Here is a 13559-nt window from a genome sequence, read left to right as displayed (position 1 = left end):
TCGTTGAACTGGGTGAGCACGTCGAACGGCTTGTTCAACACGATCAGCCGCGCCACGGCGGGTGGCCAAGGCGCCGCCGACCGAGCCGCGGCTGATCGTGTTGAACAAGCCGTTCGACGTGCTCACCCAGTTCAACGACGAGCAGGGCCGCGCCACCCTCAAGGATTTCGTCAGCGTGCCCGGCGTCTACCCGGCCGGGCGCCTGGATCGCGACAGCGAAGGTCTGCTGCTGCTGACCAACGACGGCCGCCTGCAGGCGCGCATCGCCGACCCCAAGCACAAGCTGGCCAAGACCTACTGGGTGCAGGTGGAGGGCGAGCCGAGCGAGGAGCAGCTGCGCCAGCTGCGCGAGGGCGTGCAGCTCAACGACGGCCCGACCCTGCCGGCCGAGGCGCGTCGGCTGGATGAGCCGCAGCTGTGGGAGCGCCATCCGCCGGTGCGTTTTCGCAAGAGCGTGCCGACCGCCTGGCTGGAGCTGGTGATCCGCGAGGGGCGCAACCGCCAGGTGCGGCGCATGACTGCTGCGGTCGGGCTGCCGACCCTGCGCCTGGTGCGGGTGCGCATCGGCCCGTGGAGCCTGGAGGGTCTGCAGCCGGGCGAGTGGAAAGACCTGCCGCCGCAGTTGTAAAAGGTTACGGGTAGAACTAATGGGGCGGTCGCAGCGGCTGGCGTAGGGCGGGTGAAACCCGCGAGCGGGGTGCCGAGGAACGCGGGTTTCACCCGCCCTACGGTTGAGCGCTTAGCCGTGGATGCCGCGGCTCATCTCGATGAGGTAGGTGATCAGCGGCTTGGCCAGGAAGGCGAACAGGCACAGGCCCAGGCCGAGGAACAGGATGGCGGTGCCGAGGCGACCGGCCTTGGACTTCTTCGCCAGGTCCCAGATGATGAAGAACATGAACACCATCAGCCCGCCCACCAGGACGTACATCATCAGGGCTTCGAACTGTTCGGTTTCCATGCTGGCCTCGCGGGTATGACTGGGACTTCGACGGGGCGGCGATTATACGCGCGCCGTCGCTGTCCGCAGTAGACGCCAGACGGCCCTGCGGCGTTCAGCCGCGCAGGTGTTCCAGCGGCAGCTCGGTGCTGGACAGCACCTGGTTGAGCACGAAGCTGGAGCGCACGCTGGTCACGCCCTCGATGCGGGTCAGCTGGCCGAGGAGGAATTTCTGGTAGTGGTCCATGTCCGGCACCACCACCTTGAGCTGGTAGTCTGCGTCCATCCCGGTCACCAGGCTGCACTCCAGTACCTCGGGGCACTGGCGGATCACCGACTGGAAGTGCTCGAAGCGCTCCGGGGTGTGGCGGTCCATGCCGATCAGCACGAAGGCGGTCAGCGACAGGCCGAGCTTCTTGCGGTCCAGCAGCGCCACCTGGCGGGCGATGTAGCCGTCGTCCTCCAGCTGCTTGACCCGCCGCGAGCAGGGCGAGGGTGACAGGCCGATGCGCTCGGCCAGCTCCTGGTTGGAAATGCGCGCGTCGCGCTGCAGTTCGGCGAGGATGCGCAGATCGTAGCGGTCCAGTTTGTTCATTGTGCGGCTTCTTTGTATTCGGATTGCGCTGAATAATCTCTCAGTGAGTTATTATTGCGCAAGTGATGTGATGGTGAGCAATTTTCGCAATCCCTTGGCGCGTTGCCCTGGTTAAGCTTTCCCTCAGTTTCATGGCCCGGACGTTATGTCCAACCGCGGCGCCCAATCAGGTGCCGCGGCGCCGGCGGTCCCACCGGATCGTGCAGGCCCCCGGGTCCGCACCGCTCAACCAGGCGGGCGAGGAAAGCGGCGACACGATTGCCAGTGCCGGACAAGCAGTTCTAGGGGGAGGCCGCGAGGCCTCCCCCTTTTCTTTGCGCTGCGGCAAGATCGACCCATGCACCTTAGCGATGATCTGCGCCGCCGCGCCGGCCTGCTGTTGTGGGCCTTCGCCCTGCTGTGGGCCTGCTGGCTGGCGCTGCGGGCCGGCGAGCGGCCACCTGCGAAAACTACTCGCGAGGAGCGGGTGGAGGCGGCCTTCGTCGCTCTGGGCCAATCCACCCGCCGCGCGCCGCTGGTGCTGCTCGGCGACTCGATCAGCGCCGGCCATGCCTGGAGCGCCGGCCGCGGCTGCATGGCGCCGCTGAACCTGGCGGTGTCCGGGGCGCAGAGTGACGACCTGCTGCGCCACCTGCGCCTGGTGGAGGCCGCCGGCGCCGAGCGGGCGCTGCTGATGATCGGCATCAACGACCTGCGCCATGGCGTGAGCGAGGAGCGCCTGCTGGCCAACTATCGGCAAATCCTGTGGCGCCTGCGGGAGACAGGCGTGACGCCAGTGCTGCAATCCACCCTGCGGGTGACGCCGCTGCATAAGCATCACCAGGCGCTCAACCAGCAGGTCGCCCGCCTGAACGAGCAGCTGCTCGCCTGGGCAGAGGAGCAGGGCTGGCAGTATCTGGATGTGCAGGCCGTCCTCGATGGGCGCAGCTATCGGGGCGACGGCCTGCACCTCAACGCCGATGGCTACCGGGCGTGGGGACAGCTGCTCGCGCCGATCCTGCGTGAGCGGCTGTGTGCGGGCTCAGACCAGGCCGGCCAGTTGCAGCAGCCACCAGGCCAGAACCAGCATCTGCACCAACAGGCCGGCGAAGCGCAACCAGACGAACGGCACGCTGGTGCTGATCAGGTGCATGACCGACTGGAACAGGCGCGCGCCGAGTAGCACGCAGGCCAGCGGGTCGGTGATCGCGGTCTGCCCGGCATGCATCGCGTACAGCAGCACGGCGGCCTGCAGCGGCAGGTTCTCCAGGCTGTTGGCGTGGGCCCGCACCAGGCGCTGGCCGAACGCGCTGGGCGTATTGCTGCCGTCCGGGGCGAAGGCGTTGACCTTCACCCTGCCGCTGAGCACGAACAGGCCGCGCTGGTTGATGATCAGGAACATCAGCAGCAGCGGCCAGGCAACCAGGCCGAGCAGGGCGATGGCGGAGGGGGAAAGGGTCATGCGGCACCTCGTCTTGTTGTTGTGCCGGCAGTCTAGAGAAATTAGAGCAATTGCTCTAGTCGATTCTTTACCGCTTTGCGCGTGCTCTTTACCCAGGCTTTACCCCGCCCGGCGCGGCGATCGGGGAGACTGGCGTCCACACGTTCAGGGACGCCATAGCGATGCGCAAGACCATAGTGATCACCGATATCTGCCTGCTTCTGCTGCTCGGCCTGACGCCGCTGATTCCCAGGCCGTCAGCGGGCGACGACTTCGCTCGGGTCGGCATGCACCAGCACCTCGGCGCGGGGAAACTCGGCGCGGATCGCCTGCTCCACCAGCACGCAGAGGCTGTGCGCCTCCCTTAGGCTGAGCTCGCCCGGCAGCTCCAGGTGCAGTTGAACGAACCAGCGGGTGCCGGAGATGCGCGTGCGCAGGTCATGGGCGCCGAGTACGCCGGGCACGGCGCAGGCCAGCGCGTGCATGCGCTCGCTGACGTCCGGCGCCAGCTCCTCATCCATCAGCACCGCCACCGCCTCGCGTACGATGCTGATGGCGCTCCACAAGATGTAGGCGGCGATGCCCAGGCCGAACAGCGGGTCCAGCCGGTGCCAGCCCAGCGCCGCCAGCACCAGGGCGAGCAGGATGCCGGCGTTGAGCAGCAGGTCGGAGCGGTAGTGCAGCGAGTCGGCGCGGATCGCCGTGGAGCCGGTGACGCGCACCACATGGCGCTGGAACAGCAGCAGGGCGCAGGTCAGGCCCAGCGACAGCAGCATCACCGCGATACCCAGCGCCTGGGCGCCGAGCGGCTCCGGATGCTGCAGGCGCTGCCAGGCCTGCAGCGCCACCAGCACGGCGCTGGCGCCGACGAACAGCGCCTGGGCCAGACCGGCCAGGGCCTCGGCCTTGCCGTGGCCGTAGCGATGATCCTCGTCGGCCGGGCGCAGGGCGTAGTGCACGGCGATCAGGTTGAGCAGCGAGGCGGCGCCGTCCAGCAGTGAGTCGGTCAGGCCAGCCAGCAGGCTGATCGAGCCGCTCAGCCACCAGGCCACGGCCTTGGCGCACGCCAGCAGCAGCGCGGTGGCCAGGGCTGCGGCCGTGGCCTGGCGCAGCAGGCGGGCGTGCTGTGGCGCGATGGTCATGTGGGTGTGTGCGAGGGGATAGGGCGCCGCAGCCGAGCGGTGGGCGCCCCGTGCATCAGGCGGCCGGGCGCAGGCCGTAGGCGGCCAGTTGCTCGACGCTGCCGTTGTGCTGGATCAGGCGCGGGTCGTCCAGCGGCAGGTCGCGGCCGATCTCGCGATGGAGGATGGCCTTGAGCTTGATCTGGTCGACCTTGCCGTCCGCGCCGATGGCCTCGCGCAGTTTCTCAGGCGCCACCGAGTACTGGTTGTTGGGCAGGTAGATGGCGCCGGTGGCGAAGTCGATGCCGAAGGCGATCAGCCCCGGGATCACGTAGAACAGGATGCCGATGGCATCCAGGCCGACCACAATCGGGTCGACCTGACCTTCGATCTGGCCACGGCGATCCGGGAAGAACAGCGTGCCGCAGGCGGACAGTTGGGTCAGCAGGGTCGCGGCGAGAACGCCGCCGATAACGCGGGAATGCATGCGCATGGGCACCTCCTGGAAATGGTGCGGCACTATACCAAGGCCGTCATTGCAGTTGGATGCCCGACACTGCGCTTCGGTTCGACCAGGTGTTTCCGCTTCATGCGCAGCCGTTGCCGGCGGAGCGTGGCGCAACGCGTTTGGCGAAGGAAGCGGCAGCAGCCTCTATAATCGCCGGCTGTTTCGGAGAACCCATGAACCGCCTGCCCATCGACGACGTATTGCCTGCCCTGCGCGCCGCCCTGGCCCAGCGCCACGAGGCCGTGCTGGAGGCGCCGCCCGGCGCCGGCAAGACCACCCGCGTGCCGCTTGCACTGCTCGATGAGCCCTGGCTGGCCGGGCAGAGCATCCTCATGCTCGAACCGCGGCGCCTGGCCGCACGGGCCGCGGCCGAGCGCCTGGCCAGCGAGCTGGGCGAGAAGGTCGGCGAGACGGTGGGTTACCGCATTCGCCTGGACAGCAAGGTCGGCCCCAATACCCGCATCGAGGTGGTCACCGAGGGCATTCTCGCCCGCCGCCTGCAGGATGACCCGGCGCTGGATGGCGTCGGCCTGGTGATTTTCGATGAGTTCCATGAACGGAGCCTGGATGCCGACCTGGCCCTGGCGCTGACCCTCAACGGCCGCGAGCTGCTGCGCGATGAGCCACCGCTCAAGGTGCTGCTGATGTCGGCGACCCTGGAGGGCGAGCGCCTCTCCGCACTGCTCGGTGACGCGCCGGTGGTGTCCAGCGAGGGCCGCATGCATCCGGTGGAGATGCGCTGGGGCGCGCCCTGGCAGCCGGGCGAGCGCATCGAGCCGCGGGTGGTGCAGACGGTGCTGCAGGCGCTGGCCGATGGTCCGGGCAGCCTGCTGGTATTCCTCCCCGGTCAGGCCGAGATCCGCCGGGTGCACGAGCAGCTCGAAGAAAGCCTGGGCCAGCGCCCGGAGGTGCTGCTGTGCCCGCTGCACGGCGAGCTGGAGCTGAGCGCCCAGCGCGCTGCCATCGAGCCGGCGCCGGCCGGCAAGCGCAAGGTGGTGCTGGCCACCAATATCGCCGAGACCAGCCTGACCATCGACGGCGTGCGTGTGGTGGTGGATGCCGGCCTGGCGCGGGTGCCGCGCTTCGATCCGGCCAGCGGCATGACCCGCCTGGACACCCTGCGCATCTCCCGCGCCTCGGCCACCCAGCGTGCCGGCCGCGCCGGGCGCCTGGAGCCGGGCGTGTGCTATCGCCTGTGGTCGCAGACCCAGCACGAGCAGCTGGCCGCCTACGGCGCGGCGGAAATCCTCCAGGCCGACCTGGCCGGCCTGGCCCTGCAACTGGCGCGCTGGGGCGTCGAGCCTGCCGAGCTGGCCTGGCTCGACCTGCCGCCGGCGGCCGCCTTCGCCCAGGGCCGCGACCTGCTGGCGCGCCTCGGTGCGCTGGACGAGCGCGGCGCGCTGAATGCCCACGGCCAGGCCATGGCCGAACTGCCTGCCCATCCGCGCATTGCCCACCTGCTGCTGCGTGGCCAGGCCCTGGGCCTCGGCGCGCTGGCGGCGGACCTGGCGGCGCTGCTCGGCGAGCGCGATATCCTGCGTGGCGGCGGCGCCGACCTGCACAGCCGCATGAGCCTGCTGGCCGGCGAGTCGCGTCCCGCCGGTGGCTCCCGTGGTGGCGTGCAGCGCGCGCGCCAGTTGGCCCGGCAGTTCCGTGGCTATCTACGCGGCAAGGCCACTGATGCGGTGGCCGATCCTGAGCATCCGCGCTGGCTCGGTGCGCTGCTGGCCTTCGCCTACCCGGACCGGGTCGCCCGCCAGCGCGGCAAGGGTGGCGGCGACTATCGCCTGGCCAACGGCCGCGCCGCCTTGTTCGGTGAGCCGGATGCGCTGATGAAGCATGAGTGGCTGGTGATCGCCGATCTCGGCAGCCGCCAGGGCCAGCGCGACGAGCGCATCTACCTGGCCGCCGACCTCGACCCGGCGCTGTTCGACTCGGTGCTGGCCGAACAGGTGAGCGTGCGCGAGGAGCTGGAGTGGGACGAGCGCGAGGGCGTGCTGCGCGCCGAGCGCCAGCGTCGGGTCGGCGAACTGGTGCTCAGCCGCGAAGCGCTGACCGGCCTGGACGAGGCCGCCCGTGGCCGCGCGCTGCTCGGTCTGGTACGGCGCAAGGGCCTGGAGCTGCTGCCCTGCACGCCCGAACTGCGCCAGTGGCAGGCGCGCGTGGCGCTGCTGCGCGGTCTGGATCTGCAGCAGAAGGGCGACAGCGAATGGCCGGACCTGAGTGACGCCGCGCTGCTGGCGACGCTGGAAGACTGGCTGCTGCCGTACCTGGGCAAGGTCAGCCGCCTCAGCCACTTCGCCAATCTCGACCTGCCGGGCATCCTCGCCGGCCTGTTGCCCTGGCCGCTGCCCCAGCGCCTCGACGAACTGGCGCCGAGGCACCTGCAGGTGCCGTCCGGCTCGCGCATCGCCATCGATTACTCCGAGTCGCCGCCGGTGCTGGCGGTGCGTCTGCAGGAGCTGTTCGGCCTGGCCGCCACCCCGCGCATCGCCGGTGGCCGCCAGGGCGTGCTGCTGCACCTGCTGTCGCCGGCACGGCGCCCGGTACAGGTGACCCAGGACCTGGCCAGCTTCTGGGCCAATACCTATGCCGAGGTGAAGAAGGATCTGAAGGGCCGCTACCCCAAGCACTACTGGCCGGATGACCCGCTGGTGGCCGAGCCCACGGCGCGGGCCAAGCCGCGCGGCACCTAGTCGACCTGCATCTTCTCGCCGGCGGCCTGTAGCTCTTCGAAGGCGCGATCCAGCTGGTCCAGCAACGGCTGGCCGCCGGCGGCGTGGCGCGAGGCGATCAGGCGCAGCTGGATGTGCTGCAGTACGGTGAAAGGCAGCGGCGACAGGCCGAGGGCCTTGCGGGTCTGCTCCACCGGAGCCTGGTAGTCGAGCAGGTAGTCGCCGCGCTTGCGCAGCAGCATCTCCAGGGCCGAGGCATGGGTGCTGGTGCGGTGGGTGCTGATGCCCATGGCCGGATCGGCGAGCAGGTCGTTGACCTGTTTCCAGTAGCTGTAGCCGGTGATGACGATGATGCCCTTGCCGCGCAGGCCTTCAGGAATCTGCGGCGGCGGTGTGTCCTGGCGGTGGTACAGCGCCAGGCTGAGGTCGCCCATGCTGTGCCGGGCCTCGTAGGTATGGCCGACCAGCTCGGTCTTGCCGCCGGCGCCGGCCCACAGTTGCACGCTGCCATCCTGCAGCCCGGCATACAGGCGCGCGCCGGGCAGCGAGCGGTATTCGCCGCGGTAGCCGGCATGGCGCAACAGGCGTTCGGTCAGGGCGAGGATCGAGCCGCGCGGCTTGCCGTCGTCATCGGTCCAGGAATAGGGGGGGAATTCGTAAAAGCCGACGGTGACCGTCGGATCGGGCGCGTTCTGCGCCAGGGCGCCAGCACAACAGAGCCATGCCAGCAGGGCAGGGAAGAGGGTTCTGCGCATCGTCTACCGCGCGGCTCGGGGGCCGTCTTGTTGTTCGTTCTGGCCCCGAGCATGGCGGCAGCCGAAGGCTTTGTCCAGCGCCTCGAGACAACTGTCTGCATGGCTTGCGAGGCCGCGGCCTGGCTGGCTCGCGAGCTATGCTGAGCGCAGCGGCGCCATGCCGAGTTACCATGCCAAACGGAAATGGGAGAACATATGTACCAGCCATTCGCCTTGCAGTTCGAGTGCGCTATCTCGCTCCAGTCGGTGCGCTAGATGATGCGGCGCGCGCTCGTCCTGTTGCTGTTCAGCGGCTGCGTCTCGGCGCAGCAGGCGGGCGAGCCATTGCGCGTGGTCACCGACTACTGGCCGCCGTTCCGCATGCAGGGTGCCGGCGGCCGGTTGGAAGGGCTGGATATCGACCTGCTGGACGAGCTGCAGCGGCGCACCGGCCTGCGTTTCGAGGTGCGCCTGCAGCCCTGGGCGCGGGCGCTGGAAGACATGCGCCGTGGCCAGGCCGACCTGATGACCGGCCTGGCGCGCACGCCCGAGCGCGAGCAGTACATCGACTATCTGGAACCCACCTACCACGCCTGCGCGCCGCGCCTGTATGGCGCCCCGGAGCGGGCGGCCATCGGCGACTATGCCCAGTTGGGCGGCATGCGCATCGGCTACGTGCTGCAGTCGGCCTACTTCGAGCCGTTCGACTCGGATGCGGCGCTGCACAAGATCGGCGTGAAGAACGAGGAGCAGCTGCTGCAGATGCAGCTGCGCGGGCGAGTCGAGCTGATGATCGGCACCGACTGCCAGGTGGACTTCCAGCTGCGCGACCCGATGCTGTCCCGCCAGCTGGTCAAGCTCGCCTATCTGCCGCCGGCCCAGACCCGCCTGTACGTCGGCCTGGCGCGCGGCGGTCGTGGCGCGGCGGAGCGCGAGCTGCTGTCCCGCACGCTGCAGCAGCTGCTGCAGGACGGCTGGATGGAGCGTGCCGCTCAGCGGTACCGCTGAACTGGCTCTAGTGGCTGTGCGGCTCGACGTACAGCTCGTAGACCAGCTCCGTGTCCCAGTAGGCCGCCTCGATCTTGTGCCCGTCCAGATCGCGAACGAAGCAGCCGTAATAGGGCTCGCCATAGTGCGGACGCGGGCCGGGCGGGCCGTCCGGGCTGGCGCCGGCTTCCAGTGCCGCCTCGTAGAAGGCGTGCACCGCCTGCTTGTCCGGGGCGACGAAGCCGAAGTGGGTGCCGTTGCCGACATTCGCCGGCTGGCCATCTATCGGCGTCTGCACCCAGAACTCCGGGTACTCGCGGCCCCAGGCGACGGCGCCGGGGTGTTCGAGGACGCGCTTGCAGCCGAGAGTGGGCATCACCTTGTCGTAGAAGGCCACGGCCTGGTCGAACTGGTTGGTGCCGATGGACACGTGGGAGAGGATGCTGGGGTTCTGTTCGGACATGAGGATTCTTCCCTGGTAAGTCGGACGCCCCAAGCCTAGCAGCTGATCTCTCGGTTTTCTGTCGGACGAGTCAGCTACTGTGGCTGTCTTCGGTCGGTCGCTGGCTGCACAACATGTAGCAGCGGAACAGCACCACGCTGGAGAACAGCTGGAGGAAGCCGTTGACCACATCCAGCAGCAGGCTGCCGACCGCGTCGGGCTGCTCGCCGAGCAGCTGCAGGGTCCAGTCGTCCAGCAGCCACAGCGGCACTATCACCAGCAGTACGCAGGCCAGCAGTGACCAGAAGTGGCCGATGCTGAGCAGGAAGCTCTCGCGCATCGCCTGCAGCGGCGACAGCCCGCGCAGCACCAGCAGGTACTCGGCGAACGCCAGCTTGACCATCACCCACAGCGCCAGCGGCAGCAACAGCGCGCCGCTGAGCATGATCAGCAGGGTGCTCAGCCCGGCCAGCACGGCGAACGCCGGCCACAGCGGCAGGGCGGCAGCCAGCAGGTTGCGCACCGCCGGGCGCTGGCCCTGGCTGCGGGCGTCGAGGAACAGGATCAGCGCGGCGCTGTACAGCGGGTAGAAGAACAGCCCGACCAGCAGCTCGTAAGCTGGCGCATGGCCGGGGTCGGTAAGCCCGGAAACCAGCGCGCGCACCAGGCATTCGGCGGCGATCAGCGGCAGGCACAGCGGCGCGATGCTGGCCAGGTGGCGGCTGAAGAACTGGAAGGAGTCACGCAGAACGGTAAGCGGGTTCATCGGCAGGCATCACGGCAGTACTTCATGAAGTCACTTTAGCCGATGGCCGGGGGCGACGAACATGCTGGCCAATAGCGCATAATGCCGCTCCTTTCGTCCGGCCCAGTCTCGTGAAAAGAATCGCCCTGTTCGCCGATGTGCAGAACCTCTATTACACCGTGCGCCAGGCCCATGGTTGCCACTTCCACTACGCCGAGCTGTGGCGCCAGGTGGCGGCCGGCGGTGAGATAGTCGAGGCGCGCGCCTATGCCATCGACCGTGGCGACGCCAAGCAGCGCCAGTTCCAGCAGATCCTGCGCAACCTCGGTTTCGAGGTGCTGCTCAAGCCCTATATCCAGCGCAGCGATGGCTCGGCCAAGGGCGACTGGGACGTCGGCATCACCCTGGACCTGATGGAGGCCGCCGAGCGGGTGGACGAGGTGGTGCTGGCCTCCGGCGATGGCGACTTCGACCTGCTGCTGCAGCGGGTGCGCGAGCGCCGGGGCGTTGCCAGTACTGTATATGGCGTGGCCGGGCTCACCGCCCATTCGCTGATTCGCGCCGCCGACCGCTTCGTGCCGGTCGAGGGCGCACTGCTGTTGAAAAACTGAACTGTTGAAGAACTGAGGAAGACCGATGCCAGAACGCATCGCCGTGATCGACTTCGAGACCACCGGCATGTCGCCGGCCCAGGGCGCGCGACCGACCGAGATCGGTGTGGCCATCATCGAGGACGGGCGCATCGTCGCCCGCTACCAGAGCCTGATGAATGCCGGCGCCTGGGTGCCGCCCTTCATCGAACAGCTGACCGGCATCAGCAACGCCATGGTGCGCAGCGCGCCGCCGGTAGCCGAGGTGATGGCGGAAGTCGCCGAGTTCGTCGGCGATGCCCCTATGCTGGCGCACAACGCCGCGTTCGACTCGAAGTTCTGGGAGGCCGAGCTGGGCCTGGTGGGCCGCCGCCGTGGCCGCGACTTCGCCTGTTCGCTGCTGCTGTCGCGCCGCCTGCTGCCGGAGGCGCCGAGCCACAGCCTGGGCAATCTCAACCGCTGGGTCGGTCTGCCCAGCACCGGCCAGGCCCACCGCGCGCTAGCCGATGCGGAGATGGCGGCCAATCTGACGCTGCACCTGCAAGAGTTGCTGTGGGAGCGCCACGATATCCGCGCCGACCACGGCTACCTGTGCGGCCTGCAGAAGCTTTCGGCGGCCAAGGTGCGCACGCTGCTAAAGGCGAGTGCATAAGCAGCTCCCCTCTCCCCCTGGGAGAGGGGCCGGGGGAGAGGGGCTATCAGGCCGCTCGGAGTTGCCTATGACACCCTCACCCCTGCCCTCTCCCAAAGGGAGAGGGAGCTTCGTGCATAGTGAGATGCATATTGCGGATCGAAGTATCGCGGCTTGTAAACAAAACGCCCCGGTCTTGGCCGGGGCGTTTTGTCTGTCAGTGGTGCTCGCGGGTGGCGCGGAACTGGATGTCCGGCCAGCGCTCTTCCATCAGGCTGAGGTTGACCCGGGTCGGCGCCAGGTAGGTGAGGTGCCCGCCGCCGTCCACGGCCAGGTTCTCGAAGGCCTTGTCCTTGAACTCCTTGAGCTTCTTCTCGTCGCTGCACTCGATCCAGCGGGCCGACCAGACGGTGATCGCCTCGTAGGCGCACTCGACCTTGTATTCCTCCTTCAGGCGGCTGGCGACCACATCGAACTGCAGCACACCGACGGCGCCGAGGATGATGTCGTTGTTGCGCTCGGGGAAGAACACCTGGGTGGCGCCTTCCTCGGCCAGCTCCTGCAGGCCCTGGCGCAGCTGCTTGGATTTCAGTGGGTCCTTCAGGCGTACACGGCGGAACAGCTCCGGAGCGAAGTGCGGGATACCGGTGAAGCCCAGCACCTCCCCTTCGGTGAAGGTGTCGCCGATCTGGATGGTGCCGTGGTTGTGCAGGCCGATGATGTCGCCAGCGTAGGCCTCTTCCAGCTGCTCGCGCTCACTGGAGAAGAAGGTCAGGGCGTCGGCGATCTTCAGGTCCTTCTTGATCCGCACATGGCGCATCTTCATGCCCTTCTCGTACTTGCCGGAGCAGATGCGCATGAAGGCGATGCGGTCGCGGTGTTTCGGGTCCATGTTCGCCTGGATCTTGAACACGAAGCCGCTGAACTTCTCTTCCACCGGCTCCACCACGCGCTCGTGGGCGGCACGCGACAGCGGCTTGGGCGCCCAGTCGACGATGCAGTCGAGCACCTGGTCGACGCCGAAGTTGCCCAGCGCGGTGCCGAAGAACACCGGGGTCATCTCGCCCTTGAGGAAGGCGGCCTGGTCGAACTCGTGGCAGGCGCCCTGGACCAGCTCCAGCTCGTCGAGGAAGCGCTCGTAGAGGTCACCCAGGTGGGCGCGGGCCTCGTCCGAGTCCAGCTTGTCGATGATCTTCTGTTCGGTGCGCTCGTGGCCGTGGCCCGGCGTGTAGACGATGATCTTGTCCTGGGCCAGGTGGTAGACGCCCTTGAAGTCGCGGTAGCAGCCGATCGGCCAGGTGATGGGCGCGGCCTTGATCTTCAGTACCGCCTCGATCTCGTCGAGCAGCTCGATGGGGTCGCGGATATCGCGGTCCAGCTTGTTGATGAAGCTGACGATCGGCGTATCGCGCAGGCGGCAGACTTCCATCAGGGCGATGGTGCGCGGCTCTACGCCCTTACCGCCGTCGAGCACCATCAGGGCGCTGTCCACCGCGGTCAGGGTGCGGTAGGTGTCTTCCGAGAAGTCTTCGTGGCCGGGGGTGTCGAGCAGGTTGACCATGTGCGCCCGGTAGGGGAACTGCATCACCGAGGTGGTGATGGAGATACCGCGCTGCTTCTCCATCTCCATCCAGTCGGAGGTGGCGTGGCGGTCGGACTTACGCGACTTCACGGTCCCTGCGACCTCGATCGCCTTGCCCATCAGCAGCAGTTTCTCGGTGATGGTGGTCTTACCGGCGTCGGGGTGGGAAATGATCGCGAACGTGCGGCGTTTGGCGACTTCGGCGGCCTGGATGGTCATGGTCTATGCCTGCGGGAAAGCGGTGATAAGGCGCCGGGCGCCAGGAAAGCGCGCGATTATAACGGCAACCGGCCCCTCGAGGCAGGCCGGGCGTCATCCCATTCCCGATAGAGCCCGTTCAGTCCTCGTGCCGCTCCAGGAGAGGGCTGCACACCAGCCGACCGTCCGGCGGTGGCCGCCATGGCCCTTGCGCCTGCTCGTCGCCCGACATCCAGCGCCCGACCGATCCAAAACTGAAAGGGCGCCACCTGCCTGCCTGTAGATGCACCTCTCATGGCCCTTGCCGGGCGTTACTCGGACCCGAATAGCGGCTGATTTTTCGTGTTCGTAGCATGGATACAGGGCTTCCCGGCGATCCAGCGAGCTCAGGCGC

The 13559-nt window shown here is 68.1% G+C and carries 14 protein-coding genes and 1 pseudogene; 6 read left to right on the top strand and 9 right to left on the bottom strand.

Going from position 1 to position 13559, the window contains the following annotated elements; translation table 11 throughout:
• The first annotated feature begins 61 nt into the window (after positions 1-61).
• Positions 62-628 carry a pseudouridine synthase gene (locus FFS62_RS22050; RefSeq protein WP_137975007.1) on the top strand — a complete coding sequence of 189 codons (567 nt, stop codon included), beginning with the start codon at positions 62-64 and terminating at the stop codon, positions 626-628.
• Between the two features lie 111 nt (positions 629-739).
• Here FFS62_RS22050 and FFS62_RS22045 read toward each other — a convergent pair whose 3' ends face one another.
• Together FFS62_RS22045 and FFS62_RS22040 are read right to left on the bottom strand one after the other, a co-directional pair.
• Positions 740-958 (bottom strand): DUF2788 domain-containing protein, encoded by a 219-nt coding sequence (locus tag FFS62_RS22045; RefSeq protein WP_137975006.1) that lies wholly within the window; start codon positions 956-958, stop codon positions 740-742.
• A 94-nt stretch (positions 959-1052) separates the two neighbouring features.
• Positions 1053-1532: an Lrp/AsnC family transcriptional regulator gene (locus FFS62_RS22040; protein ID WP_043308345.1), complete on the bottom strand. Its 480-nt coding sequence runs from the start codon at positions 1530-1532 to the stop codon at positions 1053-1055.
• A gap of 145 nt (positions 1533-1677) precedes the next feature.
• Here FFS62_RS22040 and FFS62_RS23500 point away from each other — a divergent pair.
• Positions 1678-2505, top strand: a pseudogene (locus FFS62_RS23500) (GDSL-type esterase/lipase family protein); the annotation flags it as partial.
• Between the two features lie 48 nt (positions 2506-2553).
• Here FFS62_RS23500 and FFS62_RS22030 read toward each other — a convergent pair.
• The 3 genes from FFS62_RS22030 to FFS62_RS22020 form a co-directional block, all read right to left on the bottom strand.
• The gene (locus tag FFS62_RS22030) at positions 2554-2973 is read right to left on the bottom strand and encodes an MAPEG family protein (protein ID WP_137975004.1); all 420 of its coding nucleotides are present in this window, start codon (positions 2971-2973) and stop codon (positions 2554-2556) included.
• A 236-nt stretch (positions 2974-3209) separates the two neighbouring features.
• Positions 3210-4094 (bottom strand): cation diffusion facilitator family transporter, encoded by an 885-nt coding sequence (locus FFS62_RS22025; protein WP_137975003.1) that lies wholly within the window; start codon positions 4092-4094, stop codon positions 3210-3212.
• A gap of 55 nt (positions 4095-4149) precedes the next feature.
• Entirely contained in the window at positions 4150-4566 is a 417-nt protein-coding gene (locus FFS62_RS22020; protein ID WP_137975002.1) for a polyribonucleotide nucleotidyltransferase, read from the bottom strand.
• Positions 4567-4754: 188 nt separating this feature from the next.
• On the opposite strand from FFS62_RS22020, the gene hrpB reads away from it, so the two are divergent.
• Complete coding sequence (hrpB, locus tag FFS62_RS22015) at positions 4755-7277, top strand: ATP-dependent helicase HrpB (RefSeq protein ID WP_137975001.1); 2523 nt, start codon at positions 4755-4757, stop codon at positions 7275-7277.
• Here hrpB and FFS62_RS22010 read toward each other — a convergent pair.
• A complete protein-coding gene (locus tag FFS62_RS22010) occupies positions 7274-8011 on the bottom strand; it encodes an ABC transporter substrate-binding protein (RefSeq protein WP_137975000.1) in 738 nt (245 codons plus the stop codon). The two genes, hrpB and FFS62_RS22010, sit on opposite strands and share 4 nt — an antisense overlap.
• A 255-nt stretch (positions 8012-8266) precedes the next feature.
• On the opposite strand from FFS62_RS22010, the gene FFS62_RS22005 reads away from it, so the two are divergent.
• The gene (locus FFS62_RS22005; RefSeq protein WP_256662349.1) at positions 8267-8998 is read left to right on the top strand and encodes an ABC transporter substrate-binding protein; all 732 of its coding nucleotides are present in this window, start codon (positions 8267-8269) and stop codon (positions 8996-8998) included.
• A gap of 7 nt (positions 8999-9005) precedes the next feature.
• Here the strand turns inward: FFS62_RS22005 and FFS62_RS22000 are convergent, their stop codons facing one another.
• Together FFS62_RS22000 and FFS62_RS21995 are read right to left on the bottom strand one after the other, a co-directional pair.
• Entirely contained in the window at positions 9006-9440 is a 435-nt protein-coding gene (locus FFS62_RS22000; RefSeq protein WP_137974999.1) for a VOC family protein, read from the bottom strand.
• Between the two features lie 70 nt (positions 9441-9510).
• Positions 9511-10185: a hypothetical protein gene (locus tag FFS62_RS21995; protein ID WP_137974998.1), complete on the bottom strand. Its 675-nt coding sequence runs from the start codon at positions 10183-10185 to the stop codon at positions 9511-9513.
• 110 nt (positions 10186-10295) lie between these two features.
• Between FFS62_RS21995 and FFS62_RS21990 the strand changes: the two genes are divergently transcribed.
• Positions 10296-10775 carry an NYN domain-containing protein gene (locus FFS62_RS21990; protein WP_137974997.1) on the top strand — a complete coding sequence of 160 codons (480 nt, stop codon included), beginning with the start codon at positions 10296-10298 and terminating at the stop codon, positions 10773-10775.
• Between the two features lie 25 nt (positions 10776-10800).
• Entirely contained in the window at positions 10801-11406 is a 606-nt protein-coding gene (locus FFS62_RS21985) for a PolC-type DNA polymerase III (RefSeq protein WP_137974996.1), read from the top strand.
• Between the two features lie 196 nt (positions 11407-11602).
• Here FFS62_RS21985 and FFS62_RS21980 read toward each other — a convergent pair whose 3' ends face one another.
• Positions 11603-13186 (bottom strand): peptide chain release factor 3, encoded by a 1584-nt coding sequence (locus tag FFS62_RS21980; protein ID WP_137974995.1) that lies wholly within the window; start codon positions 13184-13186, stop codon positions 11603-11605.
• Positions 13187-13559: the final 373 nt, after the last annotated feature.

This window comes from Pseudomonas sp. F(2018) (genome assembly GCF_005508865.1).
Lineage (GTDB): Bacteria > Pseudomonadota > Gammaproteobacteria > Pseudomonadales > Pseudomonadaceae > Aquipseudomonas.
The sequence above is the reverse complement of the archived record's forward strand: the minus strand, read 5'-3'. Positions and strand labels throughout refer to the sequence as shown.